This window comes from Oryzihumus sp., assembly GCF_036391795.1.
In the GTDB taxonomy this organism is placed as follows: domain Bacteria; phylum Actinomycetota; class Actinomycetes; order Actinomycetales; family Dermatophilaceae; genus Oryzihumus.
The window spans coordinates 19,905-36,128 of the sequence record NZ_DASVZH010000162.1; the positions used below are offsets into that span (position 1 = coordinate 19,905).

At 73.4% G+C, this 16,224-nt stretch carries 15 protein-coding genes; 9 read left to right on the top strand and 6 right to left on the bottom strand.

From position 1 onward, the window contains the following. Positions 1-76 precede the first annotated feature (76 nt). Positions 77-1,585, top strand: a complete 1,509-nt coding sequence (locus tag VF825_RS10075) for a CYTH and CHAD domain-containing protein (protein ID WP_331112790.1) — start codon at positions 77-79, stop codon at positions 1,583-1,585. Between the two features lie 46 nt (positions 1,586-1,631). Here the strand turns inward: VF825_RS10075 and VF825_RS10080 are convergent, their stop codons facing one another. Further along, positions 1,632-3,365: a SulP family inorganic anion transporter gene (locus VF825_RS10080; RefSeq protein ID WP_331112792.1), complete on the bottom strand. Its 1,734-nt coding sequence runs from the start codon at positions 3,363-3,365 to the stop codon at positions 1,632-1,634. Between the two features lie 86 nt (positions 3,366-3,451). Here VF825_RS10080 and VF825_RS10085 point away from each other — a divergent pair, with 86 nt between their 5' ends. The 5 genes from VF825_RS10085 (at position 3,452) to VF825_RS10105 (ending at position 7,359) form a co-directional block, all read left to right on the top strand. Further along, complete coding sequence (locus tag VF825_RS10085) at positions 3,452-4,936, top strand: MFS transporter (RefSeq protein WP_331112794.1); 1,485 nt, start codon at positions 3,452-3,454, stop codon at positions 4,934-4,936. 30 nt (positions 4,937-4,966) lie between these two features. Beyond that, positions 4,967-5,365: a DUF1622 domain-containing protein gene (locus VF825_RS10090; protein WP_331112796.1), complete on the top strand. Its 399-nt coding sequence runs from the start codon at positions 4,967-4,969 to the stop codon at positions 5,363-5,365. A gap of 67 nt (positions 5,366-5,432) precedes the next feature. Continuing rightward, on the top strand, positions 5,433-6,176 hold the full coding sequence (locus VF825_RS10095; RefSeq protein ID WP_331112798.1) for a class I SAM-dependent methyltransferase: 744 nt from the start codon (positions 5,433-5,435) through the stop codon (positions 6,174-6,176). After that, positions 6,173-6,901: a hypothetical protein gene (locus VF825_RS10100; protein ID WP_331112801.1), complete on the top strand. Its 729-nt coding sequence runs from the start codon at positions 6,173-6,175 to the stop codon at positions 6,899-6,901. The genes VF825_RS10095 and VF825_RS10100 overlap by 4 nt, the downstream gene beginning before the upstream one ends. Further along, positions 6,898-7,359, top strand: a complete 462-nt coding sequence (locus VF825_RS10105) for a hypothetical protein (protein ID WP_331112803.1) — start codon at positions 6,898-6,900, stop codon at positions 7,357-7,359. The genes VF825_RS10100 and VF825_RS10105 overlap by 4 nt, the downstream gene beginning before the upstream one ends. Positions 7,360-7,408: 49 nt before the next feature. Here the strand turns inward: VF825_RS10105 and VF825_RS10110 are convergent, their stop codons facing one another. Then, the gene (locus VF825_RS10110; protein ID WP_331112805.1) at positions 7,409-8,389 is read right to left on the bottom strand and encodes a serine/threonine-protein kinase; all 981 of its coding nucleotides are present in this window, start codon (positions 8,387-8,389) and stop codon (positions 7,409-7,411) included. Positions 8,390-8,534: 145 nt separating this feature from the next. Here VF825_RS10110 and VF825_RS10115 point away from each other — a divergent pair, with 145 nt between their 5' ends. Then, positions 8,535-9,419, top strand: coding sequence for an alpha/beta hydrolase (locus VF825_RS10115; protein ID WP_331112807.1), 885 nt, complete (start codon positions 8,535-8,537; stop codon positions 9,417-9,419). A 1-nt stretch (position 9,420) separates the two neighbouring features. Here VF825_RS10115 and VF825_RS10120 read toward each other — a convergent pair whose 3' ends face one another. The 3 genes from VF825_RS10120 to VF825_RS10130 all read right to left on the bottom strand — a co-directional run bounded on the left by VF825_RS10120 (position 9,421) and on the right by VF825_RS10130 (position 11,232). Beyond that, positions 9,421-10,257 carry a hypothetical protein gene (locus tag VF825_RS10120; RefSeq protein ID WP_331112809.1) on the bottom strand — a complete coding sequence of 279 codons (837 nt, stop codon included), beginning with the start codon at positions 10,255-10,257 and terminating at the stop codon, positions 9,421-9,423. Positions 10,258-10,463: 206 nt separating this feature from the next. Beyond that, positions 10,464-10,796 (bottom strand): SHOCT domain-containing protein, encoded by a 333-nt coding sequence (locus VF825_RS10125; RefSeq protein ID WP_331112811.1) that lies wholly within the window; start codon positions 10,794-10,796, stop codon positions 10,464-10,466. Position 10,797: 1 nt separating this feature from the next. Beyond that, positions 10,798-11,232 (bottom strand): DUF6325 family protein, encoded by a 435-nt coding sequence (locus VF825_RS10130; protein ID WP_331112813.1) that lies wholly within the window; start codon positions 11,230-11,232, stop codon positions 10,798-10,800. A gap of 111 nt (positions 11,233-11,343) precedes the next feature. On the opposite strand from VF825_RS10130, the gene VF825_RS10135 reads away from it, so the two are divergent. Then, on the top strand, positions 11,344-12,834 hold the full coding sequence (locus VF825_RS10135) for a DUF2252 domain-containing protein (protein ID WP_331112815.1): 1,491 nt from the start codon (positions 11,344-11,346) through the stop codon (positions 12,832-12,834). 44 nt (positions 12,835-12,878) lie between these two features. On the opposite strand, the gene VF825_RS10140 is transcribed toward VF825_RS10135, so the two are convergent. Next, a complete protein-coding gene (locus VF825_RS10140; RefSeq protein WP_331112817.1) occupies positions 12,879-15,665 on the bottom strand; it encodes a LuxR C-terminal-related transcriptional regulator in 2,787 nt (928 codons plus the stop codon). 133 nt (positions 15,666-15,798) lie between these two features. Here VF825_RS10140 and VF825_RS10145 point away from each other — a divergent pair, with 133 nt between their 5' ends. Next, positions 15,799-16,194 (top strand): hypothetical protein, encoded by a 396-nt coding sequence (locus tag VF825_RS10145; RefSeq protein ID WP_331112819.1) that lies wholly within the window; start codon positions 15,799-15,801, stop codon positions 16,192-16,194. Positions 16,195-16,224: the final 30 nt, after the last annotated feature.

Genomic DNA, 16,224 nt, shown 5'->3' on the forward strand with positions numbered 1-16,224 from the left:
AGGGCCGCCGGTGGCGGCCGGGCCGGGTCGTCGGAACGGTGGAGGCGGGCAGCGCCGGATCGGCGGATGATGAGCCATGGCCGCATCCGTCCACGCCGAGGTCGAGCGGAAGTACGACGTCGAGGCGCACGTCGGGCTGCCGGACCGGCGGGTGTTGGCCCAGCTGCCCGGCGTGGCGGTCGTGGAGGGGCCGGCCGAGGAACGCCTCGACGCGACCTACGTCGACACGGCAGGACTGGACCTGGCCGCCCACCGGGTCACGCTGCGCCGGCGCACGGGCGGCCACGACGCCGGGTGGACCCTGAAGCTGCCGGTGTCGCGGGAGGAGCGCCAGGAGGTCACCGTCCCCCTTGGGCCTGCGGACGAGCCCGTGCCGAAGGAGCTGCTGGACCGGGTCCGCGCGCACGTGCGCGACCACCCGGTCACGCCGCTGGTGCGCATCAGCACCACCCGGCAGGTGCACCGCCTCATCGGCGACGGCGGGGTGCTGCTCGCCTGGCTGGTCGACGACCAGGTGACGGCCACGCCGCTGCGCCAGGGGTCCGGGGCCAGCTCGTGGCGCGAGTGGGAGGTCGAGCTCACCAGCGAGGGCGGGCGGGAGCTGTGGGACGCCCTGGACGAGGTCGTCGGCGCGGCCGGGGCGACCTTGTCGGCGAGCGGCAGCAAGCTGGCCCGCTCGCTCGGTGACGGCGCCCCCGAGCCGCCGTCCCCGGTCCGTCTGTCGCGACGTTCTCCCGCCGGCGACGTGCTGCGGCTGGCCCTGACCACCCAGGTGGAGGCGCTCAAGACCCAGGACGCTGCGGTCCGCCGCGGCGCCGGGGACTCGGTGCACCAGCTGCGCATCGCCAGCCGGCGGCTGCGCTCCACGCTGGCGACCTACCGCCCACTGCTGCGCGACCCCGCGGCCGCGCAGGCGGTCCGCGACGAGCTGCAGTGGCTCGGCCTCGGGCTCAACACCGCCCGGGACACGCAGGTGATGCAGGCGCGGCTGGCCAGCCTGCTCGACCAGGAGCCCGAGCAGCTGGTCGTGGGCCCGGTCCGGGAGCGGATCGCGGCCGAGCTCACCGAGCGCTTCACCACCGGCCTGCGCGAGGGGCTCGCCCTCCTGGACGAGGAGCGCTACTTCCGGCTGCTGGACGCCCTCGACGCACTCGTCACCGCCCCGCTCACGGCCCGGGCCGACAAGCCGGCCGGTCAGGTCATCGACGCCCTGCTGCGGCGCAACCGCCTTCGGCTGCACCGGGCCGCCCGGCGAGCGGCGCGTGCCGAGGACCGCGAGCAGCGGGACCTGGCGCTGCACGAGGTCCGCAAGGCCGCCAAGCGGCTGCGCTACGCCGCCGAGACCGCGCGGCCCGCGCTGGGCAAGCCGATGAAGAAGCTGGCCGGCCGGGCCAAGGCGCTGCAGGACGTGCTCGGCGAGCACCAGGACGGGGTGGTCTGCCGGGCCCTGCTGCTCGACCTGGCCGCCGTGGCCACCGCCCACGGGGAGAACGCGTTCACCTACGGGCGCCTGCACGCGCACGAGGAGGCGCTGACCGCCACCCAGGAGACGGCATACCGCCAGGCGCTGGCCGCGCTGGGTTGAGGGCTGCCGGACTGAGGCCCCGCCCGGACTGAGGCCCCTCCGGGCGTCAGGCCGCCGGGGCCGGCGGCTCCGGGTCAGCCACCGCAGGGGTGCGGTGCTCGCTGGCCCACCGCTGGTAGGCCGCGACCGCCGTCGGCAGGGTCGGGTAGAGCCGCTCCTTCCCCACGCTCTGGGCCAGGCCGAACGCCTCCAGCTCCTCGCGCAGGTCCTGCTTGACCCGCGCCATCGCGAACACCACCCCGCGGCGCTCCATCTCGGCGCGCAGCTGCTCCACGGCGTCCAGCGCGGTGATGTCGACCTCGACGTTGGCCTCGACGTTGAGGACGAACCAGCGCAGGTCGGCCGCCGCGTCCGCCGCCTCGAGCGCCCGGGTCTTGAAGTCCTCGGCGTTGGCGAAGAACAGCGGCGAGTCGTAGCGGTAGACCACCAGGCCGGGGATGGTCGTGGCCGTCGGGTAGTCGTCGACGTCGTGCATCCCGGCCAGCCCCTCGACGTGTCCAAGCACCGCGTCGTGCGGGCGGGCGACCCGGCGCAGCAGGTCCGCCACCGACACCGCGACGGCGATGAGCACGCCGTAGAGGATGTCGAAGACCAGCACGCCCACGAACGTGACCAGCGCCAGGACCAGCTCGCTGCGCCGGAACCGCGCGATGCGGCGGAACTCGGGCAGGTCCACCAGCCGGGTCGCGGCGTAGATGATCAGGGCGCCGAGCGCGGCGTTGGGGAAGCTGGCCAGCACTCCCCCGCCGACGAGGAGCACCAGCACCACCCCAGCCAGTGCCACCAGGGTGTAGAGCTGGGTGCGGCTGCCCGCGGTGTCGCCCAGGGCGGTGCGGCTGCCGCTGCTGCTGACCGGGAAGCCCTGCATCAGACCGGAACCCACGTTCGCGGCGCCCAGCGCCAGCAGCTCCTGGTTGGCGTCCACCTCGTAGCCGCCGCGGTCGGCGAAGGCCCGTGCGGTGAGCACGTTGTCGGTGTAGCCGACCACCGCGACACCGACCGCCGCCAGCAGCAGCTCCTGCAGGTCACCGGCCTGCAGGTGGGGCAGCTGCGGGCGCGGCAGGCCGCCGGGGATCTCGCCGACCACCGTGATGCCATAGGCACTGAGGTCGAACACCGGCACCGCCAGCGCCGCCAGCAGCACGGCGATCAGCGGGCCCGGCAGGCGCGGGAAGCGTTGCAGCGCGAAGAGCAGGGCCAGCACGGCGAGGGAGAGGATGACCGTGGGCCACTTCACCTGACCGAGCCCGCCCAGGAAGGCGCGCAGTTGCTGGACCATGGTGTCGCCCTCGACCGGGACGCCGGTCACCTTCTCCAGCTGGCCGACGATCATGATGATCGCGACCCCGGCCATGTAGCCCACCAGCACCGGCTTGGAGAGCAGGTCGGCGACGAACCCCAGCCTGGCCAGCCACGCCAGCGCGCAGAACACCCCGACCACCATCGCCAGTCCGGCGGCCAGCACGGCATACCGGGCCGGGTCACCCCCGGCGAGGGGGCCGACCACGGTGGCCGCCATCAACGCCGTGGTGGACTCCGGGCCCACCGACAGCTGGCGGCTGGAGCCGAACAGCACGTAGGCGGCCATCGCCGGCACGATCGCCCACAGCCCCGCGACCGGTGGCAGCCCCGCAACCCCGGCATAGGCCATGACCTGCGGGATCAGGTATGCCGCGACGGTCACCCCCGCGAGCACGTCGCCGCGCAGCCAAGCACGCTGGTAGCCCCGGAGGTCGACGATCCCGGGGAGGACGGAGGCGACGCCGCCGCGCGATGCCACGCTCCCAGCGTGCCCACCCTCCGCGGGCGGTGGATCATCCGGGCTGGATGACGACGGGCGGCGGCGCCCACGCCGAGCATGGACAGATGACGAGCGCAGCAGCCCGGCCGTCTGTGGCCGCCGCGGGATCCGTGGTACTCCCCCTCGCGCTGGCGCAGTTCGTCTGCAGCTACGCCGGCAGCAACATGAACGTCGCGATCACCACCATCGCCAACGACATCGGCACCACGGTCGTCGGGATGCAGACGACGATCACGCTGTTCACGCTGACCATGGCGTCGCTGATGATCCCCGGCAGCAAGCTGACCGACATCTGGGGCCGCAAGGTCTGCTTCATGTGGGGGCTGGCGATCTACGGCACCGGGGCGCTGCTCGCGTCGCTGGCCCAGGGGCTGCCGCTGATGATCTTCGGCTACTCCCTGCTCGAGGGTGTCGGGTCGGCCCTGCTCATCCCGCCGATCTACATCCTGGTGACCGTCCTGTTCACCGACACCAAGACCCGGGCGAAGTACTTCGGCATGATCAGTGGCGCAGCGGGGCTCGGCGCCGCCGCCGGCCCCCTCATCGGCGGCCTGATCACCAGCGCGGTCAGCTGGCGGGCCTCGTTCATCCTGCAGGTGCTGATCGTGGCCCTCGTCGCGCTGCTGGCCCGCAAGATCGACGACCCTCCGCGGGTGGGTGCCGCCCCGCACTTCGACCTCGGCGGCGCCGTCCTGTCCGCAGCCGGCCTGTTCTTCGTCGTCTACGGGATCCTGCAGTCCTCGACCTACGGCTGGTTCACCTCGCGCCAGGACTTCACCATCGGCAGCACGGTGATCATCCCCAAGGGCGGGATCTCCCCGGTGTGGCTGTTCATCGCCATCGGCGCACTGTTCCTGCTCTGGTTCTTCCTGCACATCCGGTCCACGGAGCGCAAGGGACACGACCCGCTCGTGGCGATCCGGCTCTTCCGCAACAAGACCTCCAACCTGGGCCTGGTGACCCAGAACATCCAGTGGCTCACCATGCAGGGCTCGTTCTTCGTCATCTCCGTGTTCCTGCAGGACGTGCGCCACTACAACGCGGTCCAGACCGGGCTCATGCTCACCCCGACCACCATCGGGGTGCTGCTCCTGGCAGCAGCCGCCGAGCGGCTGGCCAAGCGGCGCTCGCAGCGGTTCCTGATCCGCCGCGGTTTCGCGGCCACCGTGATCGGGCTGCTGCTGGTCCTTGCCCTGGGGCGGGTGGACTCTGCCGTCTGGACGTTCGTGCCCGGGCTGTTCCTCGTCGGCGCCGGCATCGGGGTCATGCTCACCTCGTCGGTCAACGTGGTGCAGTCGGCGTTCCCGGAGAAGGACCAGGGCGACATCTCCGGGGTCTCGCGCAGCGTGTCGAACCTCGGGTCCTCCCTCGGCGTGGCCCTGGCCGGCTCGGTGCTCGCCGCCGAGGTCCTCCCGGGCAACAAGGACTTCGCGCTCTCGCTGATCATCATGATCGTCATCGCGGCCATCGGCTTCGTCACCGCGATCCTCATCCCCAAGGGCCACGCGACCGCGGTCCCGACGGAGTCCCCGCAACCGGCGACCCCCTGAGCCACCGCCGGTCACCGGGGCGGCAGCGCGATGAGCTTCACGACCGTGGTGGACGACCTGGTCAAGGCCGTCGAGGCCGTGGCGGCCGCCGAGCTGGTCGTCGGCCTCGTGTGGGCCGCGGTCGTCTCCTGGGGGGTCTGGCGCCGCACCCGGGAAGGCCGCACGGCATACCGGCAGCTGCGGGAGTCGCTGGGCGGAGTGCTGCTGCTGGCGCTGGAGCTGCTCGTGGTCGCGGACCTGCTGCGCACCGTCGCGCTGCAGCCGACGCTGTCCAACCTCGCCGGCCTGGGGCTGCTGGTGCTGATCCGGACGTTCCTCAGCTTCGCGCTCGAGACGGAGATCGAAGGGGTGGCGCCGTGGCGCCGCTGGCAGGTCAGCGGGGCGACCCGCCTCGGGCAGGCCCAGCGGCGCGCCCGTGACGCCGGCTGACACCACCGACCACCCGCGGGCGCATGGTCCCTTGAGCGTCGGGTCGACAGGGGCTTGGGTGAGAGGCATGACGATGCCGCGGACCACCGGCTCGCCCGGCAACCGGGTCGCGCGCGAGGTGTTCGCCGACCTGCCACCCCGGTACGACCGGCTGAGCTGGCTGCTGTCCTTCGGGCAGGACCGCCGGTGGCGCCGCGCCGTCGTCGCCAGGATCGCAGGTGGCCAGCCGCGACGGGTGCTGGACGTCGCCACCGGGCCGGCGGGGGTGGCGCTCGCCGTGGCTCGTCGCACCGGAGCCACCGTCGTCGGGGTCGACCTCAACGAGCCGATGCTGCAGCGCGGTCGGCGCACCGTGGAGGCAGCCGGCCGCACGGGGGAGGTCGTGCTCGTCGCCGGGCGGGCCGAGCAGCTGCCCTTTGACGACGAGTGCTTCGACGCGGTCTGCTTCTCCTACCTCCTTCGCTATGTCGACGCGCCTGCGGAAGCGCTCGTGGAGATGACGCGCTGCCTGCGGCCGGGCGGGACCATGGCGAGCCTGGAGTTCTTCGTCCCACCGGCGGCCGGCTGGCGCGCCGCGTGGCGTCTGTACGTGTCCGCCGTGCTGCCTGTGGCCGGCTGGATGGCGGGAGGGAGCGCCTGGTGGCGGGTCGGCAGGTTCCTGAGCAGGAGCATCCCGGCCCACTACCGGCAGTACCCGCTCGACTGGCATGTCCGCGCCTGGGAGCAGGCCGGTCTCCGCGACGTCGGTTGGCGGCTGATGAGCCGCGGCGGTGGCCTGGTGATGTGGGGGACGAAGGAGGCCGCGCCGTGACCCGCGCGGCGGACCGGCCGGCGTTCTACGCGGGCGGACCCGGCACTGGCGGGGTGCGCGACTGGGTGACCCTGCTGCACCCGCCCTACACCGCCTGGCACCTGTCCTACGTCGCGATCGGCGCCGCTCTGGCCCCGCACTTCACGGCGTGGCGACTCGCCGGCACGCTCGCCGCGTTCTTCCTCGCGGTCGGCGTCGGGGCACACGCCCTTGACGAGCTGGCCGGACGCCCGCTGCAGACGGGTATCCCCGCCGCCGCGCTGGTGACCGCTGCCGGCGTGGGTGTCGCCTCGGCGGTCGTGGCCGGTCTGGTGTACGGCGGGCTGCGGTTGCTGCCGTTCGTGGTGGTCGGCGCCGTGCTGGTCCTGGCCTACAACCTCGAGCTGGGCAGGGGGATCCTGCACAACGGCGTGGGTTTCGCGCTGGGCTGGGGCGCCTTCCCGGTGCTCACGGGCTACTACGCGCAGGACTTCCGGCTCGGTGCCGCCGCGGTGCTGGCCGCGGCGGCAGCCTTCTTCCTCTCCCTCGGGCAGCGGGCGTTGAGCCTGCCGGCGCGCACGCTGAGACGGCGGACCCGGTCCGTGCACGGGCGCATCGTCTACCGTGACGGCGAGGAGGTCGACGTCGACCGGACCGTCCTGCTCGGGCCGCTGGAGGGTGCCCTGCGTGCCGTGGCGGGCGGGCTCGTCACGCTGGCTGCGGCGATGGTGGCGAGCCGGCTGTGAACCGGATCGACTATCGCGGCGCGTTCTGGTTCCCGATCGCGCCGGGCGAGCTGTGGGAGGTCATCGAGCAGTTCGACCAGTTCGAGAGCTGGTGGGCCTGGCTGGAGGACTTCGGGGCGGAGACCGATGGACTGGTCGCCGGAAACGCGCTGCACGGCACGGTCATCCCGCCGGTCCCGTACTGGCTGCGCCTGGACATCCGGCTCGAGAGGTGCCTGCGCCCGCACGTGGTCGAGGCGACGATCGACGGCGACGTGCGCGGTTCCGCGGTGGTCCGGCTCGAACCCGTCGGTGACGGCACACGGGTCGCTGTGGTGTGGGCGCTGGACATGAGGAGCATCCCCTTGCGCATCGCGGCGCGCGTCGCCTACCCGCTCATGCGCTGGGGACACGACCGGGTGGTGGAGATGGCGGTCGTCGGGTTCCGCCAACGGGCCCTGGCGAGCACCAGGTCGTGACCCCTGAGCCGCATCCGGAGCTGTGTCACCGCCCCTGTTGCCCGGTCGGTCAGGGCTGCTCCAGGGCGACGGTGTCGATGCTCGGCGCAGCCTGCGGGATGGGCGCGTCACTGCCCGACGGCGTGGCGCCGACGTACCACGCCACGCCCAGGCCCAGGCCCATGGTCTCGTTGTCCCCCAGCCCGAGCCGCAGGGCGACGGCCCGCGCGTTCGGCGGCCGGTGGGCCGGGTCCTTGGCCAGGCACTCCTCCACCACCAGGGCGAGGTCCTCGGGCACGTCCGCCGGCAGGGGCGGGGGCGGTTCCTGGACGTGGCACATGGCGATGGCGAGCGGGGTCTCGCGGTCGAACGGGCGACGCCCGGTGAGCATCTCGTGCGCGACCACGCCGAGGGCGTAGAGGTCACTGGCCCCGCTGGCCGGCTGCCCCATCACCTGCTCGGGGCTGATGTAGTTCGGCGTGCCGAGGAGCTCGCCCTGCCGGGTGTGTCCGGAGGCGTCGAGCGCCCTCGCGATGCCGAAGTCCGTGAGCTTCACCAGCCCGTCCGGGCGCAGCATGATGTTGGCCGGCTTGACGTCGCGGTGCACGACCCGCGCCTCGTGGGCGACCCCGAGCGCCAGGGCGGCCTGCCCCATGACGGAACGGACCTCGGGGTGTGACAGCGGCCCGCGCTCGCGCAGCACCGTAGACAGGGGCTGACCCTCCACGAGCTCCATCACGAGGTAGGCCAGCTCGTCCTCCTCGCCGTAGTCGAACACGGTGGCGATGTTGGCGTGCAGCAGCCGCGCCGAGTGCAGGGCCTCGTCCCGGAAGCGGAGAGCGAACAGCTTCTCGTGCCCGACGTCCGGACGCATCACCTTCACGGCGACGCGCCGCTGCAGCACGGTGTCCATGGCGGACCAGACGACGGCCATGCCGCCCGAGGCGAGCTGGTCCACGAGGAGGTATCGCCCACCCATGAGGAAACCGTTGTGCAACCGCTGCATGACCCTGCGCACCTCCGTCGAGACGAGGTGCACGTCCCACGACATGGCTGAGACCTCAGACGTAGCGTAATCCAGGCCGGCACCTCCTGCGCCCCGTGCGGCCCACCCTTGCCGATAGCCACCGGCCCCGTGGGAGAAATACGCTCGTCATGAACCGGGACGACGAGGCACCAGCTCTCCGGGAGTCACCATGAGCGCACCGACGACCCACACCCTGGACGTGCCGGGTGCCGTCCTGTACTACGACGTCCGGAGCAACGAGTCGAGCACCGCGCCGGTCCTGCTGCTGATCGGCTCACCGATGGCCGCCTCCGGGTTCGTCACGCTTGCCGGTCACTTCTCCGACCGCACCGTCGTGACCTACGACCCGCGGGGGGCCGAACGCAGCCGGCGCACCGACGACGCCACCGAGACCACGCCGAATGAGCACGCCGACGACCTCCACCGCCTCATCCTGGCGCTGGACGCCGGCCCCGTGGACCTGTTCGCCACCAGCGGCGGAGCCGTCAACGCGCTGGTCCTCGTGGCCCGGCACCCGGAGCAGGTCCGGACCCTGGTGGCCCACGAGCCGCCCGCCGTCCAGGTGCTCCCTGACCGCGAGGAGGCCCTCGCCGCCGCCACGGACATCCACCAGACCTACCAGCGCAGTGGCCTCGGCCCGGCGATGGCCAAGTTCATCACCCTCGTCGGTCTCAAGGGCCCTGTCCCGGCCGACTTCGCCCGGCAACCCGCCCCCGACCCCGCCACCTTCGGGCTGCCCGCCGAGGACGACGGGAGCCGGGACGACCCCCTGGTCGGGCAGAACATCGTCTCGTGCCTCGACCAGCAGCACGACGTCGACGCCCTCCGCGCGGCATCGACCCGCATCGTCATCGCGGCCGGCACCAGGACCGAGGGCGAGCTGGCCCACCGCGCCGCCGAGGCCATGGCCGAACGGCTGGGGTCGGCCCCCGTCGCCTTCCCGGGCGACCATGCCGGGTTCCTCGGCGGCGAGTACGGGATGACGGGCGAGCCGGACGCCTTCGCCGCCACCTTGCGCCAGGTCCTCGACGCCGGCACCCCCGCGCCGGAGTGACTCACGAGGCAGGGCTCGGGTGATCGTCCTCACGGGCAGCACGGCGGGCTGCCAGCCGGCGCTGGCGTGCCGACCACCACTCCTGGCCGACGACCGCGCCGCCGAGCATGACGACGCTGAAGCCGATGAACCACGACAGCAGCATGAACACGATGCCGATCGGGCCGTAGCGGTCGAAGTTGTAGGTGATCGAGTCCGACAGCGACACCGCGGCGAACGCGCGCAGGCCGTAGAGGCCCACGGTGATCGTCGCGGCGCCGGTCAGCAGCGGCCGCCACCCCACCCTCCCGCCGAGCAGCAGGTGCTGGGTCCACCAGGCCCACGCGAACACGACCGGCGTCAGGCCCAGGGGCAGCAGCCACACCCGGCTGACCCCGTGCTCCGAGCTGCCGCCGAGGACCACCACCAGCGTGGCCGCCCCGAGCATCGTGGCGAGCCACACGAGAGGACGCCACAGGTCACGCACCCCACGGCCCGGCAGCTGCCAGGCGATCTCGTAGCCCTTCTGCAGGGCCGCCGGCCACGTGTACGCCGACACCAGCGTGACCAGCGCCCCGACCCAGCTCGTGCTGGTGCGCTTGACCCCCGGACCGCCGAACAGGAGCTGCACGTCGTGAGCCGCCTGCGCGTTGAGGCCCAGGCGCCGGGTCACCGTGGTCGCGACCCCGTGGGTGTCGCCGAGCGGCACCAGCGCCGACAGGGTGATCAGCGCCGGGATCAGCAGCATCATCGCCAGGGCTGCGAGGACCATGGCCTGGTGGACCAGGTCCATCTCCAGGGCCCGACGGCGCACGCGCCCCGCGGTGGTGGCCTCCACCCGCTCCAGCGCGTGGTCCACACGTTCGACCAGGGCTCTGGCCCGTGCCGGAACCCGTTGCGGCACATGGTCGCTCAGCCGCGGAGTCGTCGGCGCGGACTCGCCGCCGGGTCCCGCTGGCGCGCCGCCCTCGGCGGGCGTGGAGGGCGCCGAGGACGCTGCGTCGCCGGACGCCGGCGGCTGGCCGGGGACAGCCTGATCGCCGGGGACGGGCGCAGCCACGCCGCTCACCCCCCGAGCAGCTTGGCCTTCGCCGCGGCGAACTCCTGGTCGTTGACGGCGCCCTGCTGGTGCAGCTGCTCGAGCTGCTGCAGCTGCGCGACCAGGTCCGTACCGCCCGACGCTGCGGCCTCGGGGGCTGGCTCCGGTGCGGGAGGCGGCGCGGCATACCCCTGTTGCTGGGGCGGCTGCTCGGCCGACGCCTGCTGCTGGTCCGGCGGCGCCGCGGCGGCGTCCTGGGCGGCCCACTTGTTCTGCTGGCGACGCTGCACCCGGCCGGCGACGGCGGACGCGGTGCCGGCGACGACCGCGGTGCGCGCCACGCCACGGATCAGGCCCATGTCAGCCCGCCTGCTGCTTGTAGGACTCGAGCGCCTTGGACACGGTCTCAGCCGGGATCCGGACCTGGTCCACGACCCGCGCGTCGGCGTGGCGCATGGCCGTGACGAAGCGCTCGGCCCAGGTGTTCTCCCAGACGATGAGGGCGGCCGAGCTGTTGGTGTCCAGGGCGGCGCCGACCTGGGCGACGTCCTCGGCGTCGAGCAGACCGCCGCCGAGCTGGCCGTCGAGGTCGGCGAACGCGGGCTGGAGGTCCGGGCCGAGGCCTGCCAGCTCGACCGAGCCGACCTCGCCGTTCTCGTCCTTGTAGACGAACAGCAGGTCCAGGACCCGCACGATCCCGTCGACGACGAGCTCGCGCAGGGCAGGGGCGATCTCTCCCCGGAAGTTGTTGCCGGGGAACTCCACGATGAGCAGGTCTACGGGACCGGTTTCCATGGCTGACTCCGTTTCGTTGGCCGTCTCCCTGCATTGCACGACCCCCGCCGACGCGCTGAATCCCCCGCCGCGGATGAACCGCCGCCGGGCCCGCGGGGACACGCTGGACGCATGACCGCGACGACACCCACCCCTGCCGTGCCCACCACCACTGCGCCCTCGACTGCGCCGACGGCGCCTCCCTCACCGGGGCCCCCCGCGCCCGTCGCGCCGCCGTACCTGAGCCCGTCGGACCGCTCCGCGCGGGGCAAGGACGCGCGCAAGCGCGTCCCACTGGAGAGCCACGCCGAGCCCGGCACCGGGACGGGGCGGCTCGACCCGGTGACCCTGCTGGAGGGGCAGGCCGGCAGCCGGGTGCCCGAGCTCGTACCCCTGCGCTACGGCCGGATGCTGGTCTCGCCGTTCACCTTCTACCGCGGGGCGGCGCTGGTCATGGCGGCCGACCTCGCGAGGACGCCCACCTCCGGCTTCGACGTGCAGGCCTGCGGTGACGCGCACCTGTCTAACTTCGGGGTCTACGCCTCGCCCGAGCGGCGGATGATCTTCGACGTCAACGACTTCGACGAGACCTACCCCGGCCCGTGGGAGTGGGACGTCAAGCGCCTCGTGGCCAGCCTCGCGGTCGCGGGCCGGGAGAACGGCTTCAGCGCCAAGGACCGGCGCAAGGTGTGCGTCGCCGGTGCCGAGGCCTACCGCACCGCGATGCGCGAGTTCGCCGACGAGCCCAACCTGGCGGTCTGGTACGCCAGCCTGGACGTCGACCGGTTCATGACGCAGTTCAGCAACCAGGTCAGCGCCAAGCAGCTCAAGCGGGCGCAGGAGAACGTCACCAAGGCGCGCACCAAGGACAGCCTGCAGGCGTTCAGCAAGCTGACGACGATGGTCGACGGCCAGCGCCGGATCATCAGCGACCCGCCCGTGCTGGTGCCGATCGAGGAGCTCATCCCTGGGGAGCCCGCCGCCAACCTTCATGCCGCGCTGCAGGTCATCGTCGCCGGCTACCGCGACAGCCTGCTCCCCGACCGGCGCGTCCTGCTGGACCAGTTCCGCCTGGTCCAGGTGGCCCGCAAGGTCGTCGGCGTGGGCAGCGTCGGCACCCGCGCGTGGGTGCTCCTCATGCTCGGCCGCGACGACACCGACCCCCTGTTCCTCCAGGCCAAGGAGGCCCAGCACTCGGTGCTGGAGCCCTACCTGCACGGCCCCACCTACGGCAACCAGGGCGACCGGGTCGTCGCCGGCCAGCACCTCATGCAGGCCTCGACGGACATCTTCCTGGGCACCGGCACGGCCGTGGGCGTCGACGGCGAGACGCGCGACTTCTACGTGCGCCAGCTGCGCGACGGCAAGGGCTCGGCCGTCGTGGAGCAGATGGTCCCCTCGGGCATGCGCGCCTACGCCCGGATGTGCGGCTGGACCCTGGCCCGCGCCCACGCCCGCTCCGGGGACCGGATCGCCATCGCCTCCTACCTCGGCGGCAGCGACCGGTTCGCCCAGGCGGTGGCCGACTTCGCCGAGACGTACGCCGACCAGAACGAGGCCGACTTCCACGCCCTGGAGGAAGCCGAGCGCGAGGGTCGCATCAAGACCCTGCGCGGGATCTGACTCCCCACGGCCATCTGACCTCCCGCGTGCGGCGACCCGGGAGGTCAGATGACGTTGAGCTCCCGGGCGCGGCGGATCGCCTCGTTACGGCGGGCCACCGACAGCTTGCGCAGGATGCTGCGGATGTGTGACTTGACCGTGTTGACCGAGACGAACATGGCCTCGGCCACCTCCTCGGTCGTCAGCAGGTCGGCAAGGTGACGCAGGACCTCGGTCTCCCGGGCGCTGAGCGCCTCGACGATGATCGGCTCCTCCGAACCGGCGAGCCGCGCCCGTGCGGGAGCGACCGTGGCCCGCGCCGCCGTCGGCCGGGTCACCTCGGATCCTGCCGCAGTGGACCGGGTCGCCACGGGCCGCGCAGGATCGGGACGAGCCGGTAGGGCGCCCTCCGCGAGCCAGCGGGCTGCGTCGGCCACGGTCCCATCCGCCGCCCACAGCCGGCGTACCTCGGGCGCCGCCTCGCGGAAGGGCCGGCGCAGCCCCTCGGACCGGGCCCGACGCACCGCTCGCCGGACCGAGGCCACGGCCTGGTCGCGGCTGCCGGCGGCCAGACGGGCCTGGGCCTGCACCAAGCACACCTCCACCTGGAGGTCGACGGGGATGCCGTCGGTGTGCTCGACCGCGGCCGGGTCCAGGCTCGCCGTCGTCGACCGGTCGCCGGCGGCCAGGCCGGCTCGGGTGCGCAGCACCACGCCCCGGACGTCGTCGGAGGCACCAGCCGCTTCCCGTCGGGCGGCAGCCGGCTCGGCCACCACGAGCAGCGCCGCCACGCGCTCCTGGGCGAGGAGGTCGCGCAGCCAGCCCGCCGGAACGTCGGCGAGATCGGGAAGGTCCGTCACCGCCTCGGGGCGGCCGAGGGCACGTAGCGCCCGCGCACGGACGACAGCGTCGAGCACCTGCAGCACCATCCGTTCGAGGGGCTCGGTGGACTCCGGGGCAGCGGACAGGGCGGCCAGCGCCGCCTGCGCCGCGCCTCCCTCGACGTGGACCCACGCTGCCGCCAGGGCCAGCGCCGGGGGGCCGTCGGTCTCCTCCCCCAGGGACTGCTCCTGGACCAGCCGGTCAGTGGTGTCCACCAGCTCCCGGGCCATCTTCAGCCGCCCGAGGACCGCTGCGACAAGGGCGGACCGGCCCAGGTTGGAGACCTGCTCGGCCCCCAGACCGGCCTCGACGCACGCGCCGACCGCCCGGCTGAGCGTGGCCGTGGCCCCGGTCAGGTCCCCGAGGTGCAGCTGGGCCAGGGCGCGTGTGGACAACAGCCGCGCCCGCAGGCCCGCCGACCCGGCAGCCGGCACGTCGCCGTCATCGTCCGCCGCGCAGGCGCGCTCCAGCCGGTCGGCCCACTCGGTCACCGCCTCGGGGTCCGCGTGGGCGGCAGCCGCCGCCAGCCGGGTCGCCGCCAGCGCCACCGCGAGGTGGGAGTCCTCGTCGGCGAGCTCCATGACCGTGGCGAGCGCGCCGTCACACGACGGCAGGTCGCCCCGGCCCAGGGCCGCAGCGGCACGCACCACGGCGACCTGCGCACCCGGCGTGCCGGCCGGCATACCGGCGAGGCGCTGGAGGAGTCGGCCGGACGACGGGTGCAGCAGCTCCCCGACCAGCCCGCTCCGCACGACGAGACCCGCGACCTCCTGCCAGCACCCCGCGGCGGCGAGGTGGGTCAGGGCCTGGTCGACCATGCCCTCGGCAGCGAACCACCGCCCGGCCCGCTCGTGCAGGGTGGGGAGCAGCTCCGGCGACTCGTACGCCAGCTGGGCGCGCAGCAGCTCCCGGAACAGCGGGTGGGCGTGGTAGCAGCCGGCCAGGTCCCCGGCCGCCTCCACGAGGATGTTCTGGTGGGACAGGGTCATCAGCGACATCGCGGCCCCCACGTCCCCGGTCAGCACCTCGGCGAGGTCGGCACACACGGGGTCGATGATGCTCGTGCGCAGCAGGAAGTCGCGCAGGTGGGGCGGCTGGCCGGCGAGGATCTCCCCCGTGAGGTACTCCGCCAGGTTGGCGTCCTGGGCACCGAGCAGCCAGTCGCCGGCCCGGGGGTCGGAGTCGGGACGGTGCTCGCGGGCCAGCGCCGCGAGCTGCAGTCCCGCGGCCCAGCCCTTGGTGCGGTCGTGCAGGGCCACGACCATCGGCTCGGTCAGGTCGATGCCGGAGCCGGAGAGCAGCTCGCGGGCCTCCTCCCGGGTGAAGGCGAGGTCGGCCATCCGGATCTGGCTCATCGTCCCGGTCAGGCGGTAGCGCTGCATCGGCAGCAACGGGTCGACCCGGGTCAGCAGCACCAGCCGGATCCGCACCGACGCCAGGCGCAGCAGCAGGTCGAGCTGGTGCGGCACCCGGGCGTCGCTGAGCCGTTCGACCTCGTCGAGCACCAGGACCACCGGCTCGGGGCGGTTGAGCAGGTCGGTGGCCAGCTGGGTGACGAGGGCGTCGTAGTCCTGCGGGAGGCCGGGCAGGCCTGCGGTGTGCGGCAGGTCGACGCCGGCGCGGGAGAGCGCCTCGATGACGAAGAACCAGAACTCCTCCGGGGACCCCGTGGCCTCGCTCAGGGTCAGCCAGACCACTCGCCAGGGGACGCCGGGGCGCTCCACCCAGGTGGCGGCCAGGGTCGTCTTGCCCGAGCCTGCGGGCGCGCTGACCAGGGTGAGCGGGCTCTCCCGCACCGCCTCGGTCAGCCGGGACGTCAGCCGCTCACGCAGCACCGGGCGCCGGGGCAGCCGGGGCGGGGAGTACATCGTGGTCAGCATGAGGAAGTCCGCGGCGGCAGGGAGCCGGACGGGCCCCCCGGCACCGGGCGGCCGGGGGCGGGCCAGCGTGGTGTTGGACTGGTCCGGCACGAGCTATCGCCTCCAAAGAGCCCCCCGAAATCATCCGTGCACGACGATCACAGCCTCGCGCCGGAGGTCCACCGTGGGATAGGGGCCAAGGTCCGCAACGAGACGGGCCGGCCGTGCTGGATGGAGGCCGGAGATGGTCCAGTCGTATGACGTCACCGTGCTGGGGCCGCTGCCGGAGCAGGTGGAGGTCGTGCTGGGGCAGTCCGTCGTCGGGGAGGTCGGCGCCACGACCGTGCTGGGCACGCGCGGCGGGGACACCACCGTCTTGTCCCAGGCGATCAGCCGGGCGTCGCGGTTCGGTCTCGAGCTCGCCGGCCTGCACCGGGACGCCCAGCGAGCCGAGCTGGAGGTCGACGGCCCCCTGGGGCCCGTGCTCCAGGCGGCCTTCGCCGACCTCACGGTGGCCGTCTCGCGGCGCAGCAGCGTCCTCTGCCTGCGGCTGCCCGGGCGGATGCTGGCCTCGGCGCTGCGGCTGCTGACCGAGCAGGGCGTCGACCTGCTCAGCGTCCGCGTCGCGCCCTGTTGCTGACCGGGGGCGGCCGACGCCCGGCCACGACCG

Coding starts and splice junctions, on each gene's coding strand:
- VF825_RS10075 (WP_331112790.1), top strand. CDS start 77: ATGGCCGCATCCGTCCACGCCGAGGTCGAGCGGAAGTACGACGTCGAG.
- VF825_RS10085 (WP_331112794.1), top strand. CDS start 3,452: ATGACGAGCGCAGCAGCCCGGCCGTCTGTGGCCGCCGCGGGATCCGTG.
- VF825_RS10090 (WP_331112796.1), top strand. CDS start 4,967: ATGAGCTTCACGACCGTGGTGGACGACCTGGTCAAGGCCGTCGAGGCC.
- VF825_RS10095 (WP_331112798.1), top strand. CDS start 5,433: ATGACGATGCCGCGGACCACCGGCTCGCCCGGCAACCGGGTCGCGCGC.
- VF825_RS10110 (WP_331112805.1), bottom strand. CDS start 8,389: ATGTCGTGGGACGTGCACCTCGTCTCGACGGAGGTGCGCAGGGTCATG.
- VF825_RS10115 (WP_331112807.1), top strand. CDS start 8,535: ATGAGCGCACCGACGACCCACACCCTGGACGTGCCGGGTGCCGTCCTG.
- VF825_RS10125 (WP_331112811.1), bottom strand. CDS start 10,796: ATGGGCCTGATCCGTGGCGTGGCGCGCACCGCGGTCGTCGCCGGCACC.
- VF825_RS10130 (WP_331112813.1), bottom strand. CDS start 11,232: ATGGAAACCGGTCCCGTAGACCTGCTCATCGTGGAGTTCCCCGGCAAC.
- VF825_RS10135 (WP_331112815.1), top strand. CDS start 11,344: ATGACCGCGACGACACCCACCCCTGCCGTGCCCACCACCACTGCGCCC.
- VF825_RS10145 (WP_331112819.1), top strand. CDS start 15,799: ATGGTCCAGTCGTATGACGTCACCGTGCTGGGGCCGCTGCCGGAGCAG.